Source organism: Buttiauxella sp. A111 (assembly GCF_014189855.1).
In the GTDB taxonomy this organism is placed as follows: Bacteria; Pseudomonadota; Gammaproteobacteria; order Enterobacterales; family Enterobacteriaceae; genus Buttiauxella; species Buttiauxella selenatireducens.
Genome location: NZ_BJFN01000004.1, coordinates 365637 through 391425, shown reverse-complemented (window position 1 = coordinate 391425; position 25789 = coordinate 365637). Strand labels below are relative to the sequence as shown.

27 protein-coding genes and 1 other annotated feature are annotated in these 25789 nt (G+C 50.2%); of the genes, 15 read left to right on the top strand and 12 right to left on the bottom strand.

What is annotated here, in order from left to right:
• The first annotated feature begins 82 nt into the window (after positions 1-82).
• Positions 83-1447, top strand: a complete 1365-nt coding sequence (locus tag BSPA111_RS14045) for a formimidoylglutamate deiminase (RefSeq protein ID WP_183271769.1) — start codon at positions 83-85, stop codon at positions 1445-1447.
• Positions 1447-1992 carry an environmental stress-induced protein Ves gene (gene ves, locus BSPA111_RS14040; protein WP_183271768.1) on the top strand — a complete coding sequence of 182 codons (546 nt, stop codon included), beginning with the start codon at positions 1447-1449 and terminating at the stop codon, positions 1990-1992. The genes BSPA111_RS14045 and ves overlap by 1 nt, the downstream gene beginning before the upstream one ends.
• Here ves and hutC read toward each other — a convergent pair whose 3' ends face one another.
• Positions 1993-2745, bottom strand: coding sequence for a histidine utilization repressor (gene hutC, locus BSPA111_RS14035; protein WP_183271767.1), 753 nt, complete (start codon positions 2743-2745; stop codon positions 1993-1995). It lies immediately after the preceding gene.
• A 192-nt stretch (positions 2746-2937) separates the two neighbouring features.
• On the opposite strand from hutC, the gene hutH reads away from it, so the two are divergent.
• Together hutH and hutU are read left to right on the top strand one after the other, a co-directional pair.
• On the top strand, positions 2938-4482 hold the full coding sequence (hutH, locus tag BSPA111_RS14030) for a histidine ammonia-lyase (protein ID WP_183271766.1): 1545 nt from the start codon (positions 2938-2940) through the stop codon (positions 4480-4482).
• Between the two features lie 17 nt (positions 4483-4499).
• Positions 4500-6200, top strand: a complete 1701-nt coding sequence (gene hutU / locus BSPA111_RS14025) for a urocanate hydratase (RefSeq protein WP_183271765.1) — start codon at positions 4500-4502, stop codon at positions 6198-6200.
• A gap of 178 nt (positions 6201-6378) precedes the next feature.
• On the opposite strand, the gene yddG is transcribed toward hutU, so the two are convergent.
• Together yddG and nadE are read right to left on the bottom strand one after the other, a co-directional pair.
• Positions 6379-7269, bottom strand: coding sequence for an aromatic amino acid DMT transporter YddG (gene yddG / locus BSPA111_RS14020; protein WP_183271764.1), 891 nt, complete (start codon positions 7267-7269; stop codon positions 6379-6381).
• A gap of 104 nt (positions 7270-7373) precedes the next feature.
• On the bottom strand, positions 7374-8201 hold the full coding sequence (gene nadE, locus BSPA111_RS14015; protein WP_183271763.1) for an ammonia-dependent NAD(+) synthetase: 828 nt from the start codon (positions 8199-8201) through the stop codon (positions 7374-7376).
• A gap of 264 nt (positions 8202-8465) precedes the next feature.
• On the opposite strand from nadE, the gene osmE reads away from it, so the two are divergent.
• A complete protein-coding gene (gene osmE / locus BSPA111_RS14010) occupies positions 8466-8804 on the top strand; it encodes an osmotically-inducible lipoprotein OsmE (RefSeq protein ID WP_183271762.1) in 339 nt (112 codons plus the stop codon).
• Between the two features lie 52 nt (positions 8805-8856).
• Here the strand turns inward: osmE and katE are convergent, their stop codons facing one another.
• The gene (gene katE / locus BSPA111_RS14005; protein ID WP_183271761.1) at positions 8857-11115 is read right to left on the bottom strand and encodes a catalase HPII; all 2259 of its coding nucleotides are present in this window, start codon (positions 11113-11115) and stop codon (positions 8857-8859) included.
• Positions 11116-11272: 157 nt separating this feature from the next.
• Between katE and cedA the strand changes: the two genes are divergently transcribed.
• A complete protein-coding gene (cedA, locus tag BSPA111_RS14000) occupies positions 11273-11512 on the top strand; it encodes a cell division activator CedA (RefSeq protein WP_183271760.1) in 240 nt (79 codons plus the stop codon).
• 41 nt (positions 11513-11553) lie between these two features.
• Here the strand turns inward: cedA and BSPA111_RS13995 are convergent, their stop codons facing one another.
• From BSPA111_RS13995 to hxpB, 5 genes are all read right to left on the bottom strand, one after another.
• On the bottom strand, positions 11554-12240 hold the full coding sequence (locus BSPA111_RS13995; protein ID WP_183271759.1) for a tetratricopeptide repeat protein: 687 nt from the start codon (positions 12238-12240) through the stop codon (positions 11554-11556).
• Between the two features lie 132 nt (positions 12241-12372).
• Positions 12373-13764 carry an L-cystine transporter gene (locus BSPA111_RS13990; protein WP_183271758.1) on the bottom strand — a complete coding sequence of 464 codons (1392 nt, stop codon included), beginning with the start codon at positions 13762-13764 and terminating at the stop codon, positions 12373-12375.
• Between the two features lie 188 nt (positions 13765-13952).
• On the bottom strand, positions 13953-14543 hold the full coding sequence (locus BSPA111_RS13985) for a metal-dependent hydrolase (RefSeq protein WP_183271757.1): 591 nt from the start codon (positions 14541-14543) through the stop codon (positions 13953-13955).
• 114 nt (positions 14544-14657) lie between these two features.
• Entirely contained in the window at positions 14658-15419 is a 762-nt protein-coding gene (gene kduD / locus BSPA111_RS13980; protein WP_183271756.1) for a 2-dehydro-3-deoxy-D-gluconate 5-dehydrogenase KduD, read from the bottom strand.
• A gap of 156 nt (positions 15420-15575) precedes the next feature.
• Entirely contained in the window at positions 15576-16244 is a 669-nt protein-coding gene (hxpB, locus tag BSPA111_RS13975; protein WP_183271755.1) for a hexitol phosphatase HxpB, read from the bottom strand.
• A gap of 201 nt (positions 16245-16445) precedes the next feature.
• Between hxpB and BSPA111_RS13970 the strand changes: the two genes are divergently transcribed.
• A complete protein-coding gene (locus tag BSPA111_RS13970) occupies positions 16446-16982 on the top strand; it encodes a YniB family protein (protein WP_183271754.1) in 537 nt (178 codons plus the stop codon).
• Between the two features lie 36 nt (positions 16983-17018).
• Here BSPA111_RS13970 and BSPA111_RS13965 read toward each other — a convergent pair whose 3' ends face one another.
• From BSPA111_RS13965 to pfkB, 3 genes are all read right to left on the bottom strand, one after another.
• A complete protein-coding gene (locus tag BSPA111_RS13965; RefSeq protein WP_183271753.1) occupies positions 17019-17879 on the bottom strand; it encodes a fructosamine kinase family protein in 861 nt (286 codons plus the stop codon).
• A gap of 103 nt (positions 17880-17982) precedes the next feature.
• Entirely contained in the window at positions 17983-18273 is a 291-nt protein-coding gene (gene ghoS / locus BSPA111_RS13960; protein ID WP_183271752.1) for a type V toxin-antitoxin system endoribonuclease antitoxin GhoS, read from the bottom strand.
• 99 nt (positions 18274-18372) lie between these two features.
• Entirely contained in the window at positions 18373-19302 is a 930-nt protein-coding gene (pfkB, locus tag BSPA111_RS13955; protein ID WP_183271751.1) for a 6-phosphofructokinase II, read from the bottom strand.
• Positions 19303-19591: 289 nt separating this feature from the next.
• On the opposite strand from pfkB, the gene BSPA111_RS13950 reads away from it, so the two are divergent.
• From BSPA111_RS13950 to pheS, 8 genes are all read left to right on the top strand, one after another.
• The gene (locus tag BSPA111_RS13950) at positions 19592-20350 is read left to right on the top strand and encodes a YdiY family protein (RefSeq protein WP_183271750.1); all 759 of its coding nucleotides are present in this window, start codon (positions 19592-19594) and stop codon (positions 20348-20350) included.
• A gap of 267 nt (positions 20351-20617) precedes the next feature.
• On the top strand, positions 20618-20848 hold the full coding sequence (locus tag BSPA111_RS13945; protein ID WP_183271749.1) for a hypothetical protein: 231 nt from the start codon (positions 20618-20620) through the stop codon (positions 20846-20848).
• A 465-nt stretch (positions 20849-21313) separates the two neighbouring features.
• Positions 21314-23242 carry a threonine--tRNA ligase gene (gene thrS, locus BSPA111_RS13940; protein ID WP_183271748.1) on the top strand — a complete coding sequence of 643 codons (1929 nt, stop codon included), beginning with the start codon at positions 21314-21316 and terminating at the stop codon, positions 23240-23242.
• Positions 23243-23246: 4 nt separating this feature from the next.
• Positions 23247-23789 carry a translation initiation factor IF-3 gene (infC, locus tag BSPA111_RS13935; protein WP_074392078.1) on the top strand — a complete coding sequence of 181 codons (543 nt, stop codon included), beginning with the start codon at positions 23247-23249 and terminating at the stop codon, positions 23787-23789.
• 96 nt (positions 23790-23885) lie between these two features.
• On the top strand, positions 23886-24083 hold the full coding sequence (gene rpmI / locus BSPA111_RS13930; protein WP_005968897.1) for a 50S ribosomal protein L35: 198 nt from the start codon (positions 23886-23888) through the stop codon (positions 24081-24083).
• Between the two features lie 44 nt (positions 24084-24127).
• Positions 24128-24484 (top strand): 50S ribosomal protein L20, encoded by a 357-nt coding sequence (rplT, locus tag BSPA111_RS13925; RefSeq protein WP_000124850.1) that lies wholly within the window; start codon positions 24128-24130, stop codon positions 24482-24484.
• Between the two features lie 118 nt (positions 24485-24602).
• Positions 24603-24726 (top strand) — a sequence feature (Phe leader region).
• Positions 24608-24652 carry a pheST operon leader peptide PheM gene (gene pheM / locus BSPA111_RS13920; RefSeq protein ID WP_001386830.1) on the top strand — a complete coding sequence of 15 codons (45 nt, stop codon included), beginning with the start codon at positions 24608-24610 and terminating at the stop codon, positions 24650-24652. (Overlaps the previous feature by 45 nt.)
• Before the next feature lie 68 nt (positions 24727-24794).
• Positions 24795-25778, top strand: a complete 984-nt coding sequence (gene pheS / locus BSPA111_RS13915) for a phenylalanine--tRNA ligase subunit alpha (RefSeq protein ID WP_183271747.1) — start codon at positions 24795-24797, stop codon at positions 25776-25778.
• The last annotated feature ends 11 nt before the right edge of the window (positions 25779-25789 follow it).

The following is a 25789-nucleotide window of genomic DNA, read 5'->3' as shown; positions in this document are numbered from 1 at the left end:
GATGAATCGCATTAAAATTTGGTTTGCGTTAGCTCGAATTAATCGCTAAATCATTGGCATCGCAAAAGAAGGAATTAAAACTATGCCTGCATTTTTTGCTCCAGTTGTGATGCTCCCACAAGGTTGGGGACACAACGTGCGTATTACCGTCAATGAACAAGGGATGATTACTCATGTCGATGTTGGCGCGTCCGGGGAGAATGCCACTCTGCTCGCGGGCATCGTTGTCCCTTCTATTTCGAATTTACACTCACACGCCTTTCAGCGGGTGATGGCAGGACTGACGGAAGTGGCGGGCGATCCCCAGGACAGTTTCTGGACGTGGCGCGACATGATGTACCGCATGGTGCAGAAATTATCCCCGGAGCAAGTCGGCACGATTGCCACGCATTTATATATTGATATGCTCAAGGGGGGTTACACCCAGGTCGCTGAATTTCATTATTTACATCATGATGTTAACGGTAAACCTTATGCATCAGGCGATTTGATGCTACAGCAATTGCTGCTTGCTGCCGATAATACCGGAATAGGGCAAACGCTATTGCCGGTGCTCTATAGCCACGCGGGTTTTGGTGCGCAACCACCACAGCCTGGGCAGAAAAGATTTATTCAGGATGTTGACCGGTATTTGCGTCAGCAGCAGGCATTGGGCACCGTATTACGTCGCTATCCGCGCATTAATCACGGCCTGTGCTTCCACTCATTGCGGGCTGTAACGCAAGAGCAAATGGAAGATGTCCTCGAAGCGAGCGACTATCGCCTTCCGGTGCATATCCATATTGCAGAGCAAGAAAAGGAAGTGAATGACTGTGTGGCCTGGAGCGGTGAACGCCCTGTGGAATGGTTGTTTAATCGCTTTGCGGTTGATGACCGCTGGTGCCTGGTTCACGCCACACATTTATCGGCTGAAGAGTTAACCCAAATTGTGGAAAGCCGTGCAGTGGCAGGGTTGTGCCCAACCACCGAAGCGAACCTGGGTGATGGCATTTTCCCGGCGACGAATTTCATCGCGCAAGGCGGCCATTGGGGAATTGGGTCGGATAGCCATGTTTCAGTCAATGCTCTGGAAGAATTACGCTGGCTTGAATATGCGCAACGCCTGCGTGACCGTCGTCGTAACCGAATTGTGTTACCCGAATTGCCGCAGGTTGGCGAGGTGCTCTGGCGTCAGGCCGCTGTAGGTGGGGCGCAAGCATGCGGTGTGGCGATGGGGATGATTGCACCGGGGCAACGTGCCGACTGGTTAGTGCTCGAGCGTGATTCGTGGTTGGCAAATATTGAAGACTACGCGCTGCTTAATCGCTGGTTATTTGGTGGTAAGAGCGAACAAATTAGAGACGTGTGGGTTGCAGGAAAACAGGTGATTTGTGACCGACAGCACCCGCTCGATGAACAAAGCAATACACAGTTTGCGCAGGTGATGCGCACACTTCAGGAGTGGTGATGGAATTTTTTGATATACGGAAAGTGCCCGTCAGCTTGTGGCGCAACGGGGCCGGAGAAACCCGAGAAATTTGCTGCTTTCCGCCCGCAACGCGTGATTTCAACTGGCGAGCCAGTATCGCTTCAATTGCCAGTAGCGGCGAGTTTTCGGCTTTCCCACAGGTCGATCGCGTCATTACGCTGCTCGAAGGTGGGGAAGTGGTTCTGGATGCCGGAAAGGCGTTCCGTCATACCCTTAAGCACTTTCAGCCGTTTGCTTTTGCCGGGGATTACACGGTTAAAGCGGAGCTGAAACAAGGGATGTCGATGGATTTTAATATCATGACCCATCGGGATCGTTGCCGCGCCAAAGTACGGGTTGCCGACCGCACGTTTACCACCTTCGCACCGCGTGGTGGCATAGTTTATGTGCTCAGTGGCGAGTGGCAACTGGGTGAAAAACTGCTGACACCGGAGCAAGGTGCGTGGTGGCAAGATGGCCGCCACACCCTGCGCTTGCTGAAATCAGAAGGTAAATTGCTGTTTAGCGAAATTACCTATCTCTGATCACTTGCCAGTAAAACTCCCCACCAGTTGATAACGTGAGCCCGGATATAACAACCGGGCCACCGTCACGACCTGCGAATGGTGCCAGGTTCGGCGCTGAATCAGCAGGCAAGGCTGGCTGGATGTCACTTCGAGCAACCCTTGTTGGGACTCATCCGCCAGCACCGCTTCAACAATGTGTTCGCCTGAGGTTAACGGCGCGACCTTACTCAAATAATGGTGGGGTGTGAACAAGCGGAAATCTTGTTGCAGGTAATCCGCAGCCAGCGCCGGATTCACATACCGCGTCTCCAGTTGTACCGCCATATCATTATCGTAATGCACCAACTGTGAGTAAAACAGCGGCTCACCGACATTGAACGAAAAGGCGTGGGCCAGTTGTTCATCCGCTTTCACTTGTTCGAGTGCGATGACCTGATTGCGATAATGGTGACCGCGCGCGGTAATCTCTTCGGCAATACTGCCCACTTCCAACAATGCGGTATGGCCTTTAAGCTCTGCGACAAATGTCCCCACACCTTGCATGCGCACCAGCCAGCCTTCACCGGTGAGCTCCCGAAGTGCGCGGTTGATGGTCATCCTGCTGACATTCAGCGCATTCACCAACTCGGTTTCCGAAGGCACGCGCTGATGGGCAAGCCAGTTGCCACTACGAATCTGACTAATAATCCCCTGCTTAACCCGTAAGTAAATTGGGGCGGGTAAATCACTGATAGCTGCGCGTAGTTGTGTCAGAGGTTGGTTTTCAGACATTGGTCGTTCCTTTGATACCCGCAGCCTTTCAAGAGGCAGGGATATAACATTTCATTTTGCGGCGAAAGCGCGATCTCGCTCACTGTTCAATAAAAATTACCTATGACCCACTGGCGGCCATTTGGGTTTATTAGTTAGGTTGTCTATACAACTCTATACGTTCACTTGAATTGATGCCATCAGGATGTCGCTATGTCACTGCAAAAAAAGCTTTGCTGTCTTACACCGGGGCGCGTCACGCTCGCCACATTGCGTGAAATCTACCATGGAACCGTCACGTTAAGTCTTGATCCACAGGCCATTGATGCGGTTGAGAAAGCGCAACAAACCGTCGAAGCTATCGTTAAACATGGCGATGTGGTTTACGGCATTAATACGGGTTTTGGCAAATTAGCACAAACCACAATTGCAAATGACCATTTGGCTGAGCTGCAACGCAATCTGGTGCTTTCACACAGCGTAGGGCTTGGGAAACCGCTGCCTGATGATGTGGTTCGCGTCGTCATGGCCAGTAAAATCATCAGCCTTGCGCGGGGCCATTCTGGTGTGCGTATGCGTGTTATCGACAGTTTGTTGCGCCTGTTTAATGCCGGTGTGATGCCTGTTATCCCTGAAAAAGGATCGGTTGGTGCATCGGGCGACCTCGCTCCGCTGGCGCATCTTTCGCTGATGCTGCTGGGTGAAGGGAATGTGCGGATCAATGGCGAAGAAGTGCCTGCTACTGCCGGGTTAAAAATGGCGGGCGTCGAGCCGTTAGTGCTTGGGCCAAAAGAGGGGCTGGCGTTACTCAACGGCACACAAGTGTCTACAGCACTCGCGCTGCGTGGCCTGTTTGAAGGCGAAAAAGTCTTCGGTGCGGGTCTGGTAGCGGGGGCGTTATCGCTTGAAGCGATTAAAGGTTCGGTAAAACCGTTTGATGCGCGTATTCATGAAGCGCGTGGGCAAACGGGGCAGATTGATGTCGCAGCCGCGGTCAGAGTGCTGTTGGAAGACAGCGAAATTGTCGATTCCCATCAGCATTGTGGACGTGTGCAAGATCCATATTCCATTCGCTGTGTCCCGCAGGTGATGGGCGCATGCCTTGATAACCTGCGTCACGCGGCACGTGTACTGCAAATTGAAGCCAACGCGGCATCTGATAACCCGCTGGTGTTTAGCGATACGGGTGAAGTCATTTCTGGCGGGAATTTCCACGCTGAGCCGGTGGCGTTTGCCGCCGACATTATTGCACTGGCGGTTGCTGAGATTGGTGCGATTTCCGAGCGCCGTCTGGCATTGCTGCTCGATACCGGGCTGTCTGGCTTGCCGCCGTTCCTGGTGAAAGAAGGTGGGATTAACTCCGGATTTATGATTGCGCAGGTGACGGCCGCAGCGCTTGCGTCCGAAAACAAATCGCTGGCTCATCCTGGCAGCGTGGACAGCCTCCCGACGTCAGCAAACCAGGAAGATCACGTTTCCATGGCGACCTACGCCGCTCGCCGTTTGGGTGACATGTGCTTCAACACCGCCGCCGTGGTGGGTATAGAAGCCATGGCAGCCGCTCAGGGCATCGAGTTTTCTCGCCCGCTTCGCAGTTCTCCACTAATGGAAGAAGTTTTCAGCGGCGTACGCCAGCGTGTCGCCTTCCTTGATAAAGATCGCTTACTGGCTCCAGATATTGAAAGCATGCGCCAGTGGGGTGCCAGCGGTGAGTTACCTGCTGTCATTACTCAACTCTTTCCTTCTACATCGGCCTGATGCCGGGAGCCACCACAATGACTGAATCTGTAAAACAGGCGGTAGCCCGCACGGTACGCGCTCCACACGGTAGCACATTGCACTGCGAAAACTGGTTGATCGAAGCGGCTTACCGCATGATCCAAAATAATCTCGATCCCGATGTCGCTGAACGCCCGGAAGATCTGGTGGTGTATGGCGGGATCGGCAAAGCGGCGCGTAACTGGGAATGCTTCGAGCAGATCCTCGCTTCGCTGCGCAGCCTGAAAGCCGAAGAAACGCTTCTGGTGCAATCCGGTAAACCGGTGGGGATTTTCCGCACGCACGCCGACGCGCCGCGTGTCTTAATCGCAAACTCCAACCTAGTGCCGCACTGGGCAACCTGGGATCATTTCCACGAGCTCGATAAAGCCGGGCTGATGATGTACGGCCAGATGACCGCGGGGTCGTGGATTTACATCGGCGCGCAAGGCATCGTACAGGGCACGTTTGAAACCTTTGCTGAAGCTGGGCGCCAACATTACGGTGGCGATTTGCGCGGTAAATGGATCCTGACTGCTGGGCTCGGTGGGATGGGGGGAGCACAACCATTGGCAGGCGTGCTGGCTGGCGCTTCAGTATTAGCCATCGAATGCCAGGAGTCGCGCATTGATTTCCGTCTGCGCACTCGATATCTCGACTACAAAGCGACCAATCTTGATGAAGCGCTGGCAATTATTGAACAGGCTAACGCGGAGAAAAAAGCTATCTCCGTGGGTCTGCTGGGTAACGCGGCTGAAATTCTGCCTGAGCTGGTGAAACGTGCGAAAGCAGGCGGTATTAAGCCTGATATTGTGACCGACCAAACTTCGGCACACGATCCCATCAACGGTTATTTACCGCAAGGTTGGACGGTAGAACGCTGGCAGAATGAACGTACATCGCAACCGAAATCAGTGGAAAAAGCCGCTCGGGCATCCATGGCGGTGCACGTTCAGGCGATGCTCGATTTCTGGGAAATGGGCGTGCCGACGGTGGATTACGGCAACAATATCCGCCAGGTAGCATTCGATGAAGGCGTGGAAAATGCCTTTGATTTCCCAGGCTTTGTTCCGGCTTATATTCGTCCGCTATTCTGCGAGGGCAAAGGACCGTTCCGCTGGGTTGCACTTTCGGGTGATCCGGAAGATATCGCCAAAACTGATGCAAAACTGAAAGAGCTGTTCCCGGATAACCACAACCTGCATCGCTGGCTGGATATGGCGCAAGAGCGCATTGCATTCCAGGGCCTGCCGGCACGTATCTGCTGGCTGGGGTTAGGGGAGCGCCATCGTGCTGGACTGGCGTTTAACGAAATGGTTCGTAACGGCGAGTTGAAAGCGCCAGTGGTCATTGGCCGTGATCATCTCGATTGTGGTTCGGTAGCTTCACCAAACCGTGAAACGGAGTCGATGAAAGACGGTTCCGATGCGGTTTCTGATTGGCCGTTGCTGAACGCGTTGCTCAATACCGCAGGCGGTGCCACATGGGTAAGTTTGCATCATGGCGGCGGCGTGGGGATGGGCTTCTCACAACACGCAGGCGTGGTGATTGTTGCCGACGGCACGCCAGAAGCCGAGGTGCGTTTAGGACGTGTGCTGTGGAATGACCCTGCGACAGGTGTCATGCGCCATGCCGACGCGGGTTATGAAAGCGCTGTTGAGTGCGCTCATCAGCATGATTTAAAACTGCCGATGATCCAAAAAAGTAACGCAAAATAATTCGAGTTGCAGCACTAAAACGCCAGTGCGTTTTTGAACAGCGCTTGCGCTGGCCCCGAAGGGGCGAGGCCACAGGCCGAGTAACGCGGCAAATGAGCAAGTCCCCAGGAGCTTACTAAAGTAAGTGACTGGGGCTTGGGAGTGCAGCCAACACAGCTGCGGCTCGAAGTATGAAGCGTTAACCGTAGTTGCGGGTCGCGAGCCAACAAAGCAATGACCCGCCAACTACCATGACAACACCCTGCCAGAACGCCCAACCCGGATGTAACCCCAGCCAAAGACTTGCGATCAACGCCGAAAGTACCGGCGTAAAATAGGATGCAGTCGCGAGCAGCGTCATGTTCCCGCGCTGAATTCCGTGGTTCCAGGCTGAATAGGCCACTGCCGTAGACATCCCCATAAACAACAGTTGCAGCGTGGACGGTAGCGTAAAATGAATCGGAGCTTCGCTCACGAAGGCAAACTTCACCCACAGCACAATGGCGGTGGCGCAGAAAAACAGTGATACGCCGTTTTTCCCCTCGCTAAAGCGACGTGTAATGTTGCAATACAGCGCCCAGATTATCGCGGCGGCAAAGGCCAGTCCGTATGCCAGTGGGTTATCGAGAATGTTGTACCACATCTGCAACGGTGACCAGTCGCCATCTCCTTTCATGACCTGAACAATGCCCGCAAGGGAAAGTGCCAGTCCTGGCCAGAGCCATAAGTTGCTGCGTTGCTGATTAATAAACAGCGCGAGAAGAATCGTCAGGCTCGGCCACAAATAGTTAATCATCCCCAGTTCCAGCGATTGGCTGCGGCTGTTTGCCAGCCCAATGGCCAACGCAAGACAGATTTCATAGGAGACAAATAAAGCGCCGCCACTCCATAAATAGCGGGTCGGGATTTCGCGTATTTTGGGTAAACCACGGGCAAGGCACAGGCATAGGGCGCTAACGGTGTAAATTAGCGCGGCGCCGCCAACGGGGCCAAAATGTTCGCTGATACTGCGTAATAAACCAACCGAGGTGCTCCAGAGGAGGATCGCCAGCAAGCCAAAGGCCGTGGCGCGTTTTGCAGAGCTGTCCATGTGTTTCCAGAATGTCGCGAATATCGGATGTCGCTTACGTTAAGCTGGCCGACGAAAATACTTTTATCGGGGATTAACGTAGGCGACATCCACCTGGTGTGGCGTTATTTCTTCCAGAAATCGTCAAACACCGTAATCGGTGGGCGACGTTTGTGCTCAGTTTTCAGATACCAGCCTTCGATGATTTTGCTGGTGGCGTCATCCAGAGTCTTACCTTCCAGATAATCGTCAATCTGTTCGTAAGTGACACCGAGCGCGGCTTCGTCCGGCAGAGAAGGGCGATCATCTTCCAGATCCGCCGTTGGGGCTTTCTGGTAGAGGTGTTCCGGGCAGCCCAGGATTTTAAGCAGCGCTTTGCCCTGACGTTTGTTCAGACGGAAGATTGGGTTGATATCAGTCCCGCCATCGCCGTATTTGGTGAAGAAACCGGTCACCGCTTCAGCACCATGGTCCGTACCCACCACCACGCCTTTGGTCATACCCGCAATGCTGTACTGGGCTTTCATACGCTCGCGAGCTTTTTCGTTGCCACGAATGAAATCGCTCAGCTCAATTCCCGCGTTACGCAGCGCGTGCTCACTTGCCAGGACCGAGCCTTTGATGTTTACGGTTAACACGCGATCGGGCTGGATAAAGGTGATCGCATCCTGGCAGTCTTGCTCGTCAGCCTGCACACCAAACGGCAAACGTACTGCGATAAACTGGTAGCTGTCGTCACCGGTTTCGTTGCGCAGTTCATTGATAGCCAGTTGGCAAAGTTTGCCTGTCAGGGTGGAGTCCTGGCCGCCGCTGATACCCAATACCAGGGACTTAATAAACGAGTATCTTTTCAGATACGACTTCAGAAAATCGACGCTGACACGGATTTCGTGCTGCGGGTCGATCTGTGGTTTAACCCCTAATGCCTGGATAATCTCTTGTTGCAGAGCCATTTAACCCTCCGGTTACGGTGTACCTGCGTGCGCAGGCAGCAAAAGTCAGATTTGTTAAAACTACCCGTTTGTAGGTAAAACGACAAGACTCATGCGCATGTATGGAATCATTTGGTGTGATTTAGAGCGTTCTGGAGCTAACTTGGTGTTTTGTATAATAATCCTAAAATTTGTTCATTTGGTCTGGTTAGTTGAAAAAAGCGCTTTTCTATTCCACGCTTAATGAACACGCATGAGCAATACCCTGAAAAACGAGGATAAAATATGAACAAGAATTTTGCAGGATTTTTAAGTGCAGCAGCGGTGATGACAATGCTTGCGGGTTGTACGGCGTATGACCGTACCAAAGATCAGGTGGCGACGCCCGTGGTCAAAGATGTGAAAAAAGGCATGAGCCGTGAGCAAGTACAGCAAATTGCGGGTAAACCTTCTTCAGAAATCACCATGATTCACGCTCGCGGTACTTGCCAGACCTATATTCTTGGCCAGCGCGAAGGCAAAACCGAAACTTACTTTGTAGCACTTGATGAAACCGGTCATGTGATGAATTCCGGTTATCAGTCTTGTGCCGAATACGATACCGATCCACAAACGAAAAAATAATAACGCCTTAAGTAAAAAAGCCGCCACCTAACCGTGGCGGCTTTTTTTGTGGCTATGCAGGAATATGGCTAACTTTGTTACTACGCGACCAGACGCGGTGCGCGGCGAGATGTTGCAGGAAATCATCGGTAAATGTAGTTGTGACGGTGTCACCTTCAACTACACCTTCCTCACCTTGGTTATCAATACCCAGCTTAGATTTAAACTGTCGGGCATCACCTGCGAGGCCGATGACTTTTAAGTGTTTATAGGCTTCCATTAAATAATAAGTGGCATCGCCATTATTTAAAATGGAGCTGATGTCGCCTCCGGGGACTATCACCGCATCGACGCTGACCGACGGCGAACCGGTGAACGTGGCTCCAATCGGCAGCAAGGAGCTATCGTCAGCGCTAACGTCGCCCAGACGCGAGAACAACAGTTTGCTGTGGACGCCCTGGGCTTTCAGCGCCTGCATTGTCACCAGCACATCCGCCGCATTCGCATTTTCACTGAGTAGAATCGCAACGACTCTGCCTTTCACTGAGCCGCTTGGCACCGCATACAGGCTTAGACTCGGGTCTTTCTTCAGGCCATTGACATCTTTCGGTGGGGCGACGTGCATCTGCTCATCGGAAAGCTCAATACCGAGATTTTCTGCAACGGGTTGTGCCAGCGAAATATCAATGTGTGTCAGATGATCCAGCACTCTTTCGCGGATGTAGGGCCGCGCCACTTTGGATAATTCGAAGCTAAAAGCGCTGATAATATGTTGCTGCTCGACAGGCGTTTGGCTTTGCCAGAACAGCCGGGGTTGCGAGTAATACTCACCAAACGATGGGCTACGTTCGCGAATTTTATGCCCTTCAACCCGTGTTTGATAACTCTCAAAGCCGCCACGTTTTGGCCCCGGCGGCGTTTCGCGTGGCCAGTTATCGTTGATGGAGTTCGGTTCGTAGTTGGCAGGATTGCTGTCGATATCTATTCGGTGCATGCCATCACGCTGGAAGTTGTGATAGGGGCAGACAGGGCGGTTAATCGGGATTTCATGGAAGTTCGGGCCACCCAGGCGGCTGATTTGCGTATCGGTATAAGAGAATAAACGCCCCTGTAATAATGGATCATTACTGAAATCCAGCCCAGGGACGATATGTCCTGGATGGAAGGCTGCTTGTTCGTTTTCAGCGAAGAAATTATCCGGGTTACGATTGAGCGTCATTTTGCCCACCAGATGGACGGGGACCAGCTCTTCCGGGATCAGTTTGGTCGGGTCTAACAGATCGAAATCGTATTTGAACTCATCTTCTTCAGGGATTAATTGCAGCCCCAATTCGTATTCCGGGAAATCGCCCGCTTCAATAGATTCCCAAAGATCGCGGCGGTGGAAATCCGGATCGCGCCCCGTCAGCTTTTGCGATTCATCCCATACCAGCGATGCTTTACCGGCGGTGGGTTTCCAGTGGAAACGCACGAAGGTGGCTTTGCCGTCGGCATTAATCATACGGAAGGTATGAATACCGAACCCTTCCATGGTGCGATAGCTGCGTGGAAGACCACGATCAGACATTGCCCAGATGACGTTGTGCAGCGTTTCGGGTTGCAGTGATACATAATCCCAGAAAGTGTCGTGCGCACTGCCACCTTGCGGTATGGCCCAGTGTGGCTCGGGTTTAACGGCGTGGACGAAATCAGGGAATTTATGTGCATCCTGAATAAAGAATACCGGGGTGTTGTTACCGACCAAATCGAAAATGCCTTCTTCGGTATAGAATTTGGTGGCAAATCCACGGATATCACGCACGGTGTCGGCAGAGCCTGCGCCGCCTTGTACGGTCGAAAATCGCACGAATACCGGCGTGATTTTATCAGGGTCCGATAGAAAATCCGCTTTGGTGACTTCCGCCAAATTTTTGTAGGGCTGGAAGTAACCGTGAGCCGCCGAACCCCGCGCATGTACGATACGCTCGGGGATACGCTCATGGTCGAAATGGGTGATTTTTTCCCGCAGGATAAAATCTTCCAGAAGCGTAGGCCCGCGCGTACCGGCGCGCAGTGAATTTTGGTCATCGGCAATCCGCACACCCTGATTGGTCGTCAGCGGGAAGTTTTCGCCATCCTTGCGGTGCACATCGAGCGATTTTAGTTTTTCGTTGGAGGTATCCGGGCTTTTATAACTTCCTGCAGCAGTGGGTTGTGCTCCAGGAGGCGTAGGTACAGTGGAAGGGCGGTGAGATCCATCTTCAGGAGCCAGAGAATCCATACCGGGCCTGGATTCATTGGCGTCATGTATTGGTGCGCTGTGACTTAACGGATGTTTATCGTGCGTCGACATTGAGCTCATCTCCTGTTTTAGTCCTGCGATAACGATGCTTTGAATAGCCAAAACACCTTTAACTATAGGTCAAGAGCTTCTCAACACGAGACGCGGAGGGCGATTCTCCGCTATCATAGTGACGTTGTTCATCAATTCAGTTCTGATTCGATTGCCTATGAAACCTTTGCGCCAACCAAATACTCGTCCCGTTATTACGTATCAACCGCGTGTTGAACCTGCGCCACCGGCTCAAGCCTTGCGAGCTGAAGGGTTTAAGGATGTGTGGATTTTACGTAATCGCTATGTGGCTTTTGTGCTGGTGGGGGATGCGTTCCGCCAGTCACCGCCCTTTACGTTGCCGGAGTCCGCACAACGTTGGGCGATGCAGGTAAGAAATGAAAATGACATTCTCTGATATTTTTGTCATCTTTCCAGACTGTATCCAGGATGGCGGGATTACCCGCCGTTACTGATTTGATCAAACATTTCGCAGCCGGTATCAAACCCTTCTGTGCAGCTTACATTTAGCCACTGCAATGCTCTTTGCTTATTGGCTGTAATAAAACCTTTCTCACCGTTTAAAAACAGCATGCCGGCCCAGTATTCGGCATAACCCGTACGAGAAATCGCCGAGCTGCGCTTGAACCAGAATGTCGCCTTTTCATCGTCCTGTGCAATACCCACGCCGTTGGCGTAGAGCAAACCGTAGAACATCTGTGCATCGACCGCGGAATCACTTTCGATATCTTGTGAGGCACTTTCCAGCAGCTTCATTGCTTTAGGGTAGTCAGGTGTACCCGCTTGGGTGTTAACCAAAATACGCGCAAGCGTCACATTACCTATTTTACTGCCACGCTCAACCGCTTGTTCGGCGAGTGATTTCGCTTGCTGATAATCGGCAGCGTTAGGGTCCTGAATTTTCAACTGTGCCAGAAGTGCCAGTGCATCTGCATCTCCTTGGGCCGCTGATTTTGCCGCCCAACTTTCGGCCTGCTGGTATTCACCCGCACTAAACAGCGTGTCGGCAAGATAAAACTGGGCACGACTGTCTCCTTCCTGCGCATGTTGCAGATAAGGACTATCAGGTGTTTCAGCCCACGCCGATGAGACGCAGAACAACAACAGAATACAGAGTCGTTTCATAGAGATAAGGGATCCGTAGAGAGCTAAAGTTTTGGCGCCCTATGCGGGAGCTCTAAATTATAAATAAAAAAACGGCTCCTCGGTGAGAGGAGCCGTTTATTGTCGCAGATTCTGTAGTGATTTTGCTACTGGTTAGCGATGCGCCAGCTCAGCTTCTTCGTCGCTATTCAGCACTTCTTTATCAGTTTGTTTCATCAACTGACTCGTGATGGTACCTGCTGTCATTGAACCACTGACGTTCAGCGCGGTACGACCCATATCGATAAGCGGCTCAACTGAAATCAACAGCGCAACCAGCGTGACGGGCAAGCCCATGGCTGGGAGGACAATCAGCGCAGCGAATGTTGCGCCTCCACCGACACCGGCAACGCCTGCGGAGCTTACGGTGACAATCCCGACTAATGTAGCAATCCAGACTGGATCCAACGGGTTGATACCGACAGTCGGTGCGACCATCACGGCCAGCATCGCTGGATACAGACCGGCACAACCATTCTGACCGATAGTTGCCCCAAAGGACGCCGCAAAGCTTGCGATAGACTCAGGCACACCCAGGCGGCGAGTTTGCGCTTCAACGTTCAAAGGAATGCTGGCAGCGCTGGAACGGCTGGTGAAAGCGAAGGTCAGTACCGGCCATACTTTACGGAAGTATTTCAACGGGCTGACACCATTGACGGCCAGCAATACCGCATGCACACCGAACATAATGGCCAGGCCGAGGTATGAAGCCACCACGAAGCTGCCCAGTTTAATGATGTCTTGCAGGTTTGAACCGGCAACGACTTTGGTCATCAGAGCCAGAACACCGTATGGCGTCAGTTGCATCACCAGGCGCACAAGTTTCATGACCCAGCTTTGAAGTGTGTCAATCGCAACCAGAACACGTTCGCCCTTTGGCGCATCGTCTTTCAGTAATTTCAGTGCGGCCACGCCCAGGAAGGCGGCGAAAATCACGACGCTGATGATCGACGTTGGATTGGCGCCAGTCAGGTCAGCAAACGGGTTTTTCGGTACGAAAGATAAAATCAGCTGCGGTACGCTGAGGTCGGCAACTTTGCCCACATAGGTTGTTTCAATCGCGCTCAGACGTGCAGTTTCTGCAGTCCCTTGAACCAGGCCTTCTGCGGTCAGACCGAACATGTTAGTGACCAACACGCCGACCAGTGCGGAAATCAATGTGGTGAAAAGCAGTGTCCCGATGGTCAGTACGCTGATTTTGCCCAAAGACGAGGCATTATGCAGACGCGCAACAGCACTCAGAATAGAGGCAAATACCAATGGCATTACAATCATTTGCAGCAGTTGAACATAGCCGTTACCGACAACGTTAAACCACTGAATAGATTGTTTCAGTACCGGGTTGTCTTCGCCATAAATGGTGTGCAGGGCAAGACCAAAGACTACGCCAATCACCAGACCAAGCAGTACTTTCTTCGCCAGACTCCACTGTTTGTGGCGGGTTTGCGCCAGCAACAGCAGCAGAATAACGAACACGATAACGTTCGCTATAAGTGGAAAATTCATCCCGTATCTCCTGAGTGTATTTTAAGCAGGTGGACTGATTGCCACCTTTATATCCATCACTTTGCTCGTCGCCGGTTATCCGGCAACTCGAATTGCTTTGGCTTTATGCTGTAAATCGTACCAGAAGCTCAGAACGAGTCTTATATTCAAAAGGAATTGATTATTACCATTTGAGTTATTTCGCCTAATTATTGTTCCAGGTGGTTACTTAAAAAACTATTAAAGGTCATTTGTAGAGAAATTATCATGTGCGATGACCAGCGCACGGCACTGTTATCGGGCACGCTTTGTGGCATCCACACCGCCAGGCCAAAAAACACCATGCACAAGGCGCGTTCAAGTTGATTGCCTTTTTGCGGCCTGATAATGGGAAAGCGGAACCGCCAACGGCAAGGCCAAAGTAACGGCACACCAGCAGGGGTGAGCATATCCGCAAGAATATGACTCAAGTAGCCCAACACCATGCCCTGAAGGGCATCGGCGGGAATAACCCAGGTTTCGGGAACTTTGAGATAGAACAGCGCGAGACTCGCGAATACGGCAAATAAACTGTGCGTAAACCCCCGATGGCCGCAGGCGCGGGCGATCGGTTTGGAAATCCAGGGCAAGCGTTGGCCGAGAAATGACTTTGGGTGGTCAATATCAGGTAGCAAACACGTCAGGATGGCTGATGGCACAATATGCCACCAGTCCCCTTGAGCAAGCACAGGCGTGAGTTCGGCGTTTTTAGCGAATACTGCACAGGCAATGGAAAAAAGAAGGTGACCTTCCGCCGTCATGATACTACCTGGATGAAAACTGTCGATTCATACAGTATAGGGATTTTATACAGTAGACGGAAGAGGTGACGGCGTAACATTTTACTACCGCCGGATTCCCCGACGGCGTGATGTTTAGCGGGCTAGCCAGCCTCCGTCGACGGCAACCGTGTAGCCATTGACATAATCGGAAGCGCGAGAGGCGAGAAACACAATTGGCCCTTGCAGGTCACCAGGAAGCCCCCATCGACCAGCAGGAATACGGTCGAGGATTTCCTGGCTGCGTACGTCGTCGTCACGCAGTTGTTGAGTATTGTTGGTTGCCATGTATCCTGGGGCGATAGCATTCACATTAATATTATGTTGCGCCCATTCATTCGCCAGTAACCGCGTCACGCCGAGCACAGCGCTTTTGGATGCGGTATAAGAAGGGACTCTGATCCCCCCCTGGAATGACAGCATGGATGCGATGTTGATGATCTTGCCGCCATGGCCTTGTTTAATGAATTGCTTTGCGACAGCCTGAGAGAGAAAGAACACCGATTTTATGTTCAGGTTCATGACGTCGTCCCAGTTTTTCTCGCTAAATTCCAGCGCATCTTCCCGGCGAATGGTTCCCGCGTTATTCACGAGAATATCTATTTTCCCCATCCCTGCGACTGCCTGCGCGATGATCTCAGGGATAGCGTGTTGTTGGCTTAAATCTGCCTGGATGGCGAGAAAACGACGATCCAAATCCTGTACTTTTTGCGCCGTTTCATGTGGGATTTTGCGACTTACACTGACGATGTCACAACCTGCCTCGGCAAGCCCTATTGCCATTCCCTGACCCAGGCCTGTGTCACAACCCGTGACGATAGCGACTTTGCCTTGCAGATTAAAAGCATCGAGAATCATAAGTTACCCCGGTATCCGGAAAAGCGCCGTTGCGCGTGTCTGTATAGAGTAGATACGGGAGAGGGGAAACTCAAATATTTATGAAATAACGTTTTAAAAAATTTGATGCGGATATGATTTTGAAACAGATGCGGGGATTCCCCGCATCTTTATCAACTAGCCAATCAGATGTTCGGCGCGCAATTCAGTCAGCGAGTTCAGTTTCGCATTCGCCAGACACCAGCGTACGTCGTCGCGGTTTTCTTCAGCAGGAACCACAATAGAACGCATGCGTGCGGCTTTGGTCGCAATCATGCCATTCACTGAATCTTCAAGAGTGACGCAAGCCAGAGGATCGATGCCCAGTTTAGTGGCGGCGTCTAAGTAAACCTGCGGATGCGGCTTGCTGTACGGCAGATGTTCCGCCGAGGCGATAGCATCAAACTGAGAACGTAAGTCGAACATTTCCAACACACGCTCAAGCATATGCAGAGGTGAGGCGGAGGCTAACCCCACTTTCAACCCTTGTGCTTTACACAACGCTACCGCTTCACGCACGCCAGGTAGAATGGGACGCGTCTCTTCAACCAATGAGATAGCGCGAGCGATGATGCGATTTGTCACTTCTTCACGGGACGGGCCATTCCACGGTTGCTGAGCAAACCACAGGTCGACAACCAGATCGATGCGCAAACCAAGCGTGTCAGGAAGTTCAGCACGGCGGGAAATATCCACGCCAATGCTGGCCAGAACATCCAGCTCAGCCTTATCCCACAACGGTTCAGAATCAATCAGTAAACCGTCCATATCAAAAATCGCAGCTAAAATTTGGCGAGTCACAGCCATGTTTCGACTCCTGTCAGTTATACCCGTCATATTTCAAGCCATGTTGGGTATGTATATTGAAAAATTAGATCTCTTATCAATAGCTGGAATTAACGGCTGTTGCCACTGGTTTGTGAAAAATCGCCTGTAAAGCTCAGGCGAAATCACCCCAGACGAGGTAAACTTTGTGCGTGCAAGTTACGTCCTAACCAAGGGGAACGAATGACGTATCAACAAGCTGGACGCATTGCCGTACTCAAACGTGTGGCTGGCTGGGTAATTTTTATCCCAGCGGTAATTTCAACACTGATTTCAATTCTGAAGTTTATGTATGAGCACAGCGAAAAACAGGCAGGGATTAATGCTGTGATGCTGGATTTCGCTCATGTCATGATTGAGATGATGCGTTTTAATACGCCATTCTTGAATTTCTTCTGGTACAACTCACCGCAACCCGACTTCCATCAACAGGCCAATATTCTGTTTTGGATAATCTACGCGCTGATCTTTATTGGCCTTGCGTTGCAGGCATCCGGTGCACGAATGAGCCGCCAGGCGAAGTTTCTGCGTGAGGGGGTACAAGATCAGTTGATTCTTGAGCAGGCAAAAGGCCCTGAAGGGTTAACGAAAGAACAGATCGACGCGAAAATTGTGGTACCGCGACACACCATTTTCCTGCAAATTTTCCCGCTCTATATTTTACCCGTCATCATTATCGTGCTGGGCTACTTCTTCTTTTCTTTACTCGGCTTCATCTAGATAAACGCCACTCCCGCTCGGGGAGTGGAGAATTCATTATGCTGCCAGTACACGTTCCAGTGCTTTTTGCGCGATGACTAAATGCTGACCGCCAAACAGACTCGCCCGGTTAAACAGCGTATAGAGCTGATAAATCGGTTGGCGTTGCAGGAAGTCTGCGGGAAGTGGGGAAACTGACTGGTAACCGTCGTAGATTTGCGGCGGTTGATCCGGGTGTAATGGCAGCATCGCCAGGTCGCACTCCCTGTCACCCCAGTAGCAGGCGGGATCGTAGATAAATGGCCCATCAGCGTCCATCGCGCAATTTCCTGACCACAAATCGCCATGCAGTAAAGAAGGCTGAGGCTGATGGGAAGCCAGCGCCTGATGCACAAATTCGACAATCAGGTCGATATCTCCGAATTGAATGCCTTTTTCTGCGGCAAGCTCAAGTTGCCAGCCGATGCGTTGCTCTGCAAAGAACGTCGACCAGCGTCGTTGCCAAGTATTGGGCTGTGGGTTTGTGGAAAGATCATTATCAAAATCGAGCCCAAATTGCGGCTGATCGCTCCATTCATGCAAACGCGCCAGTTGTTGACCAAGCAAAAAGGCGTTGTGTGCATCCAGCGGTTTTGCTGGCTTGTATTCAAGGAGCAGGAAACTGTAATCTCTGTCACTGCCTACACCCCAGACCTTCGGTACTCTCACTGTATTGCTGCGCGAAAGCAACTCAAGTTGGTCGGCCTCAGCGGTGAAGATGGGTAAGAGTTCCCGCGTGTCGCTTTTGACAAAAATATCATGACCGGCATAGTGAATTCGCCATGCAGAATGAATTTCGCCACCGGGTAATTCCGTACGTTGTTCAATTTCAGCGCTACCGAGTTGTTCACTTAACAGACGACTTATGGCTTGCCACATGATGCTTCTCTCCAGGTTGTCTGGTAGATCATTAGCTTATCGCTGTTAACCGGGTCAAACTTCGAACTAACGCACATCCCCGGTCAGGAGTTTTAAAACCTGGTTATTTACTCTCTTGTAGCCAGATATCCCAGGTTGTTATTGAAACTTCGGGCTCTCTTCCCAGTGCCAACTGACCGAGGCCGCGGGCAAGTTCTTCAACTTCAGTCGGGTTTAAAGTACTTATTAAACCGAAGGTGTTGATCCCTAATTCGTGAATTTTCCCTTCGTCGTCTGTAAGGGTGAGCAAAAAACCTCCACGAGTCAGAGCGTTATTCATTTCGTTAAGGTCCGTGAGATTGTGTTCCTCGAACTTTAATGTGACGACATAGCGTTCAATGTCTCCGCTACTCATGATTCACCCCATTGTTATCCCGAAGGTTTTAGCATAGTTGATCTCCGTAAAATGGCGACATTTACCGAAGCGACGAGCCGCCCCGGGTGGGGCGACCCGTTAACTACGTAAGTAGTCGTAGATTTTCTGGGTGTTTTCCATAGAGCATAACCGAGTGCCGTGATTGAGAGTCGCCGCACTCCCGGCAGCGACACCGAAACGAACCATGTCGAGTAGAGAGGCATTTTCCGCAAGCTTCAGCGTCATCGCTCCGACCATACTGTCACCGGCACCTACCGTACTTTGGCTTTTCACCGGCGGTGGCACTACCTGCACGCAACCACTGGCATCGACGCCCAGAGCTCCTTGCGGACCTAGCGAAACGACCACTCGTTTGGCTTTGCCATTATCAACGATTTCCTGTGCCGCTTTACGCACATCATCAGGTTGCGTCAGGTCGCGGTTAACTAAAGCGCTGAGCTCTTTTTGATTGGGTTTGACCAACTCAATGTTACCGATTTCAAGCGTCGCTTTCAGCGCGTCTCCCGAACTGTCTACGATACAACGTATCCCCGATTTTTGGGCCGATTTGACTATGTCGCAGAGTTTCGAAACTTCAATACCCGGTGGAAGGCTGCCACTGATAACCAGAATGGAGCCTGATTCGATGGCGAGGACTTTTTCTTCAAGTTTGCGTAACTCATCATCGGTCAGGGCCGCACCGGGCATGACAAAACGATACTGCTCACCGGTAGACTCAGCATGAACGTGCAAATTTTGCCGCGTCCAGTCATGGACATCGACGGTATCAATGGCGACATGCTCATCTAAAAGCAAATTGCTAAGGTGTTCTCCCGTTGCGCCGCCGGATGGAAATATAGCGGTTGCGTGCCCGCCGAGATGGGCAATCGCTCTTGCAACATTAATACCTCCACCGCCGGGTTCAAAAACGGGTGCAGTGCACCGAAGTTTACCTTCGGGATAAATTTGTGCGGTCAGGGTTGCGCTATCCAGAGAGGGGGCAAGTGTCAATGTATAAATGCGGGTCATATATCCTCCTTAATTTAGCATTGAGATAAAGCGTAGCACTGATTTCGATGGGGGAATGCCAATTAACACCATGATTTATAAAATGATTTGTAAAATACCCTTACGCTCTATGTTTATGAAAATAAAGATGTTTTAAGAGCTCTCTTATTCTAAAAATGAAAAAAGAATTCATTGCTATGTTATTCGAGCTTTTTTATAATTTGTAACCTTTCTTGGTTCATAAATATTTGATCCACAGAAAAGATTCCGGAACCTTGATGGTTTCTTTTTATGTTGTACGGACGATTAAATGAATTTTGTTAAGACAGTACCGGCTGCAATTTTGCTGACCGGAAGTGCGCTATTGAGTCACTTTGCAATTGCAGATAATTCGGTTTTCACTGTCATGGATGACCCAGCCACAGCAAAGAAACCGTTCGAAGGTAATCTGAATGCAGGCTACCTTGCGCAATCAGGCAACACCACAAGTTCCACGTTGACCGCCAACACCAACATGACCTGGTACAACACCTCGACTGCATGGTCACTGTGGGGTAATGCGAACAACACGTCCGCTAACGATGAGCGCTCTTCTGAGACTTATTCGGCTGGTGGTCGTAGCCGTTACAACATGACCGACAGCGATTACCTGTTTGGCCAGGCGAGTTGGTTAACTGACCGCTACAACGGTTATCAAGCGCGTGATGTGCTGACCGCCGGTTACGGTCGTCAGTTCCTCAGTGGCCCGATACACAGCCTGCGTGTGGAATTTGGTCCTGGTGTTCGTTATGACGAATACGCCGACGGCGGCCATAAGACTCAGGCATTAGGCTACGCATCGGGTATCTATAACTGGCAGTTGACCGATAACGCTAAATTTATCCAGGGCGTTTCTGTGCTGGGTAGTGAAGATACGACGGTAAACTCTGAGACTGCGCTTGAAGTCGCGATCAATGAGCACTTTGGTTTACGGGTTGGCTATAACGTCACCTGGAACTCAAATCCGCCAGATTCAGCACCAGAACACACCGATAGACGTACCGCGATTACTCTTGGTTATAAGATGTAATGGGCAAAGCCGGGTTATGCCCGGCTTTATTGTTTTATTTTATCCGTTCGTGCTATTATTATTTCGGTCCAGAGTTTTATTTAATATAAAATGAATTAAATTTCTAAATCTTCATAATCCCTCCTTAATCTGCCTTTCTGTCATATATTTTGTATATTTGACACGAATGGCTAAGTAATTAGCCTTGTCAAAAACGTGATCTGGATCTACTCTTGTTTTGTGGCGAGTTAATAGCTTGCTGGCCCACTAAATAAGAGAATAACGAATATGAAAAATATCAAATATGCCGCTGTAGCCGTTGCACTTTCTATGCTTTCATTTGGTGCCTTCGCTGCACAACCTACCGCAGCCACAAGCACACAAACAGCCCCGTCTGCTGTCTGGAATGTATCCGACGTTGAAGCCGGTTCCAATATCCAACCGGGGGCGCAGTCTACTGGTCAGTCAATGGATGATGCATTTAACGTCCACACTTTGGTTGCTGGCGGCTGGTCTTAATTATTACCGCTTTAATATTATCTCTATATGTCGAGCAGTAATTGTTTGTTCAATTCGAGAGTCACATGAAATCAAAAACCGAGCATGATGCTTGGTTTTTTTATTTCTAAAATAACAGTCCACATTATAAATATCCCCACACAAAACTTTAATAAAACTTATTAATTACTTTCCTATTGTTAGCGACGTTTTAATGAAAGTAAAAGTAATCATGTGAAAGCGACGATAAAACAGTAGCTTATTATCATTGCTTGCTGAGAACATCTGGCAGCAAAACGCGACATACCCTCCTTAAAGTGATACTATTCTCAACCGTCGTGAAGCAGTGAACCCACGCTCACGCATAAATTGCGTTGTCGGCCTTGCAATTGTGGGCGAGATGATGACGCAACCGGTTGAAACTAAAGAAAATATACGTTGCATGTGATCTTGCGTATGGGTCACCACTGCAAATAAGGACTTATAATGCCTGTTATTACTCTTCCTGATGGCAGCCAACGCCATTACGATCACGCAGTTAGCCCGCTGGATGTAGCCCTGGACATTGGTCCTGGCCTTGCAAAAGCGTGTATCGCTGGCCGTGTTGATGGCGAACTGGTTGATGCATCTGATGTTATTGAGCATGATGCGAAACTCGCGATTATCACTGTTAAAGATGAAGCTGGTCTGGAGATTCTCCGCCACTCATGCGCCCACTTATTGGGTCATGCCATCAAACAACTGTGGCCGCATACTAAAATGGCGATTGGCCCAGTTATTGACAACGGTTTTTACTACGACGTCGATATTGACCACACGCTGACGCAGGAAGATCTTGAGCTGCTCGAAAAGCGTATGCACGAGCTGGCTGAGAAAGATTACGACGTTATCAAGAAGAAAGTGAGCTGGCATGAAGCCCGTGAAACTTTCGTGAACCGTGGTGAAAGCTACAAAGTTGCGATTCTTGATGAAAATATCAGCCATGATGATAAGCCAGGTTTGTATCATCATGAAGAATACGTGGATATGTGCCGTGGCCCGCACGTACCAAATATGCGTTTCTGCCATCATTTCAAACTGCAGAAAACTTCTGGTGCTTACTGGCGTGGCGACAGCAACAACAAAATGTTGCAGCGTATTTATGGCACCGCGTGGGCAGATAAAAAGCAGTTGAATGCTTATCTGCAACGTCTGGAAGAAGCCTCTAAGCGCGACCACCGTAAAATCGGCAAGCAACTCGACCTGTACCATATGCAGGAAGAAGCGCCAGGTATGGTGTTCTGGCACAATGACGGCTGGACTATTTTCCGTGAGTTGGAAGTGTTTGTGCGCTCCAAGCTCAAAGAGTACCAGTATCAAGAAGTAAAAGGTCCGTTCATGATGGACCGCGTGCTGTGGGAAAAGACCGGGCACTGGGAAAACTACAAAGAAGCGATGTTTACCACGTCTTCCGAGAACCGTGAATATTGCATCAAGCCAATGAACTGCCCAGGCCATGTTCAGATCTTTAACCAGGGACTCAAATCCTACCGTGACCTGCCATTGCGTATGGCTGAGTTTGGTAGCTGCCACCGTAACGAGCCGTCAGGTGCGTTGCATGGCTTGATGCGTGTTCGTGGCTTTACTCAAGATGATGCTCACGTCTTCTGTACTGAAGAACAAGTGCGTGATGAAGTGAATAGCTGCATCCGCATGGTCTATGACATGTACAGCACCTTCGGATTTGAAAAAATCGTTGTGAAGCTGTCTACTCGCCCTGAAAAACGCATCGGTACCGACGAAATGTGGGATCGTGCAGAGGCGGATTTGGCCGTAGCATTGCAAGAAAATAATATTCCGTTTGATTATCAACCGGGAGAGGGCGCATTCTATGGTCCTAAAATTGAATTTACCCTGTATGACTGCCTGGATCGTGCATGGCAGTGCGGTACTGTACAGCTAGACTTCTCTTTACCATCACGCCTGAATGCGTCTTATATCGGCGAAAGTAACGAACGCCTGGTTCCGGTAATGATTCACCGTGCAATTCTCGGGTCAATGGAGCGTTTCATTGGTATCCTGACCGAAGAATTCGCGGGTTTCTTCCCAACTTGGCTTGCGCCGGTACAAGCAGTGGTCATGAATATCACTGATGGACAGTCTGATTACGTTAACGAATTGACCCGTAAACTACAAAATGCAGGCATTCGTGTAAAAGCAGACTTGAGAAATGAGAAGATTGGCTTTAAAATCCGTGAACACACGTTGCGTCGTGTCCCTTATATGTTAGTTTGTGGCGATAAAGAGGTCGAAGCAGGCAAAGTTGCCGTTCGTACTCGTCGCGGCAAAGACTTGGGCAGCATGGACGTAAACGAATTGATTGAAAAGCTGCAGTCAGAAATTCGCAGTCGCAATCTTAATCAACTAGAGGAATAGAGTTATTAAAGGCGGAAAAAGAGTTCAACCGGCGCGTCCTAATCGCATAAACAGAGAAATTCGTGCCACAGAAGTTCGTCTGACAGGCTTAGACGGCGAACCTATTGGTATTGTCAGTCTGAATGAAGCTTTAGAAAAAGCCGAAGAAGCTGGGGTTGATTTAGTAGAAATCAGTCCTAACGCTGAACCGCCTGTTTGTCGAATTATGGATTACGGCAAATTCCTCTATGAAAAAAGCAAATCTTCTAAGGAACAGAAGAAAAAGCAAAAAGTTATTCAGGTCAAGGAAATCAAATTCCGACCTGGTACCGATGATGGCGACTATCAGGTAAAACTCCGCAGCCTGGTTCGCTTTCTGGAAGAGGGTGATAAAGCTAAAATCACACTGCGTTTCCGCGGTCGTGAAATGGCTCACCAACAGATTGGTATGGAAGTGCTTAACCGCGTCCGTGACGATCTGAGTGAACTGGCAGTGGTCGAATCCTTCCCATCGAAGATCGAAGGCCGCCAGATGATCATGGTGCTCGCTCCGAAGAAGAAACAGTAAGGCCATCAAGTAACGATTCTCGCGAGGTTTCGGCCTCGTGAGATTTGTTCGCCTTCTGGTTCGTTTTATTAACAATGCGAAGTGGAAAGTTATTAAATGCCAAAGATTAAAACTGTACGCGGCGCCGCTAAGCGCTTCAAAAAGACCGCCGGTGGTGGTTTTAAGCGTAAGCACGCTAACCTGCGTCATATTCTGACTAAAAAGTCTACTAAGCGTAAACGTCACCTGCGTCCGAAAGGTATGGTCTCCAAAGGGGATCTGGGCCTGGTCATCGCTTGCCTGCCGTACGCATAAGTAGAACTTTTTAACTCATTTAGAATAGAAACAGGAGAGCTAATATGGCTCGCGTAAAACGTGGTGTTATCGCACGTGCTCGTCACAAAAAAATCCTTAAACAAGCCAAAGGCTACTACGGTGCGCGTTCACGCGTTTACCGCGTTGCTTTCCAGGCTGTTATCAAAGCTGGCCAATACGCTTACCGTGACCGTCGTCAACGTAAACGTCAATTCCGTCAGCTGTGGATTGCACGTATCAACGCTGCAGCTCGTCAGAACGGGATCTCTTACAGCAAATTCATCAATGGCTTGAAAAAAGCTTCTGTTGAAATCGACCGTAAGATCCTGGCTGATATCGCCGTATTCGACAAAGTGGCATTTACTGCACTGGTTGAGAAAGCGAAAGCAGCTCTGGCGTAAGCCGGTTATCAGAGGGAGCTTGTCTCCCTCTTTTAATTTCTAACATAATCAATCTGTTAATGTTCTTAGACCATCCCTGTTATTAGGCGAGGTTTAAAACTGACAAGTAAGGTAACTGCAAGCATGAATGCTGCTATTTTCCGTTTCTTTTTTTACTTTAGCACCTGAACCCGGGGGCTTTGCGCGTAAGAAAAGAAACGAAAAATAGCGCCGAAAGCCTCCATTGTGGAGGCTTTTTTTTTGGCATCTCATTTTTGTATTTTATACGGATCAACTACCCCGGTAATTTTACCGGTACAAGAGGAATACCATGCCACATCTCGCAGAGCTGGTTGCCAACGCAACGGCCGCCATAAACGAGGCCCAGGATGTTGCCGCGTTAGACAACGTACGCGTCGAGTATTTAGGGAAAAAAGGGCATCTGACCCTGCAGATGACCACCCTGCGTGAATTACCACAAGAAGAGCGCCCAGCGGCTGGCGCGGTCATCAACGAAGCGAAAGAGAAAGTGCAGGAAGCATTGAATGCTCGCAAAAATGCATTGGAAAGTGCGGCTTTGAATGCTCGTCTGGCAGAAGAAACGATAGATGTCTCATTGCCTGGTCGTCGTATTGAAAATGGCGGTTTGCACCCAGTTACGCGCACCATTGACCGTATTGAAAGCTTCTTCGGTGAGCTGGGCTTCACCGTGGCGACTGGCCCTGAAATCGAAGATGACTACCATAACTTCGACGCGCTGAATATTCCAGGTCACCATCCAGCTCGCGCGGATCACGATACTTTCTGGTTCGATGCTACCCGCCTGCTGCGTACACAGACTTCTGGTGTGCAAATTCGCACTATGAAAGATAAGCAGCCGCCAATTCGTATTATCGCGCCGGGCCGCGTGTATCGTAACGACTACGATCAGACGCACACCCCAATGTTCCATCAAATGGAAGGTTTGATTGTTGATACCAATATCAGCTTCACCAACCTGAAAGGCACATTGCATGATTTCCTGCGCAACTTCTTTGAAGAAGATTTGCAGATTCGCTTCCGTCCGTCCTACTTCCCGTTTACTGAGCCTTCCGCTGAAGTTGATGTCATGGGTAAAAACGGCAAATGGCTGGAAGTGTTAGGTTGTGGCATGGTGCACCCAAATGTCTTGCGTAACGTGGGTATTGACCCAGAAGTTTACTCAGGCTTTGCGTTCGGTATGGGCATGGAGCGTCTTACTATGCTGCGCTACGGTGTGACCGATCTGCGTGCATTCTTCGAAAATGATTTACGTTTCCTCAAACAGTTCAAATAAGGGCGGGATAT

Excerpts from the sequence above, each read along its gene's own strand:
- BSPA111_RS14045 (WP_183271769.1), top strand. The coding sequence starts at position 83 with ATGCCTGCATTTTTTGCTCCAGTTGTGATGCTCCCACAAGGTTGGGGA.
- ves (WP_183271768.1), top strand. The coding sequence starts at position 1,447 with ATGGAATTTTTTGATATACGGAAAGTGCCCGTCAGCTTGTGGCGCAAC.
- hutC (WP_183271767.1), bottom strand. The coding sequence starts at position 2,745 with ATGTCTGAAAACCAACCTCTGACACAACTACGCGCAGCTATCAGTGAT.
- hutH (WP_183271766.1), top strand. The coding sequence starts at position 2,938 with ATGTCACTGCAAAAAAAGCTTTGCTGTCTTACACCGGGGCGCGTCACG.
- hutU (WP_183271765.1), top strand. The coding sequence starts at position 4,500 with ATGACTGAATCTGTAAAACAGGCGGTAGCCCGCACGGTACGCGCTCCA.
- yddG (WP_183271764.1), bottom strand. The coding sequence starts at position 7,269 with ATGGACAGCTCTGCAAAACGCGCCACGGCCTTTGGCTTGCTGGCGATC.
- nadE (WP_183271763.1), bottom strand. The coding sequence starts at position 8,201 with ATGGCTCTGCAACAAGAGATTATCCAGGCATTAGGGGTTAAACCACAG.
- osmE (WP_183271762.1), top strand. The coding sequence starts at position 8,466 with ATGAACAAGAATTTTGCAGGATTTTTAAGTGCAGCAGCGGTGATGACA.
- katE (WP_183271761.1), bottom strand. The coding sequence starts at position 11,115 with ATGTCGACGCACGATAAACATCCGTTAAGTCACAGCGCACCAATACAT.
- cedA (WP_183271760.1), top strand. The coding sequence starts at position 11,273 with ATGAAACCTTTGCGCCAACCAAATACTCGTCCCGTTATTACGTATCAA.
- BSPA111_RS13995 (WP_183271759.1), bottom strand. The coding sequence starts at position 12,240 with ATGAAACGACTCTGTATTCTGTTGTTGTTCTGCGTCTCATCGGCGTGG.
- BSPA111_RS13990 (WP_183271758.1), bottom strand. The coding sequence starts at position 13,764 with ATGAATTTTCCACTTATAGCGAACGTTATCGTGTTCGTTATTCTGCTG.
- BSPA111_RS13985 (WP_183271757.1), bottom strand. The coding sequence starts at position 14,543 with ATGACGGCGGAAGGTCACCTTCTTTTTTCCATTGCCTGTGCAGTATTC.
- kduD (WP_183271756.1), bottom strand. The coding sequence starts at position 15,419 with ATGATTCTCGATGCTTTTAATCTGCAAGGCAAAGTCGCTATCGTCACG.
- hxpB (WP_183271755.1), bottom strand. The coding sequence starts at position 16,244 with ATGGCTGTGACTCGCCAAATTTTAGCTGCGATTTTTGATATGGACGGT.
- BSPA111_RS13970 (WP_183271754.1), top strand. The coding sequence starts at position 16,446 with ATGACGTATCAACAAGCTGGACGCATTGCCGTACTCAAACGTGTGGCT.
- BSPA111_RS13965 (WP_183271753.1), bottom strand. The coding sequence starts at position 17,879 with ATGTGGCAAGCCATAAGTCGTCTGTTAAGTGAACAACTCGGTAGCGCT.
- ghoS (WP_183271752.1), bottom strand. The coding sequence starts at position 18,273 with ATGAGTAGCGGAGACATTGAACGCTATGTCGTCACATTAAAGTTCGAG.
- pfkB (WP_183271751.1), bottom strand. The coding sequence starts at position 19,302 with ATGACCCGCATTTATACATTGACACTTGCCCCCTCTCTGGATAGCGCA.
- BSPA111_RS13950 (WP_183271750.1), top strand. The coding sequence starts at position 19,592 with ATGAATTTTGTTAAGACAGTACCGGCTGCAATTTTGCTGACCGGAAGT.
- BSPA111_RS13945 (WP_183271749.1), top strand. The coding sequence starts at position 20,618 with ATGAAAAATATCAAATATGCCGCTGTAGCCGTTGCACTTTCTATGCTT.
- thrS (WP_183271748.1), top strand. The coding sequence starts at position 21,314 with ATGCCTGTTATTACTCTTCCTGATGGCAGCCAACGCCATTACGATCAC.
- rpmI (WP_005968897.1), top strand. The coding sequence starts at position 23,886 with ATGCCAAAGATTAAAACTGTACGCGGCGCCGCTAAGCGCTTCAAAAAG.
- rplT (WP_000124850.1), top strand. The coding sequence starts at position 24,128 with ATGGCTCGCGTAAAACGTGGTGTTATCGCACGTGCTCGTCACAAAAAA.
- pheS (WP_183271747.1), top strand. The coding sequence starts at position 24,795 with ATGCCACATCTCGCAGAGCTGGTTGCCAACGCAACGGCCGCCATAAAC.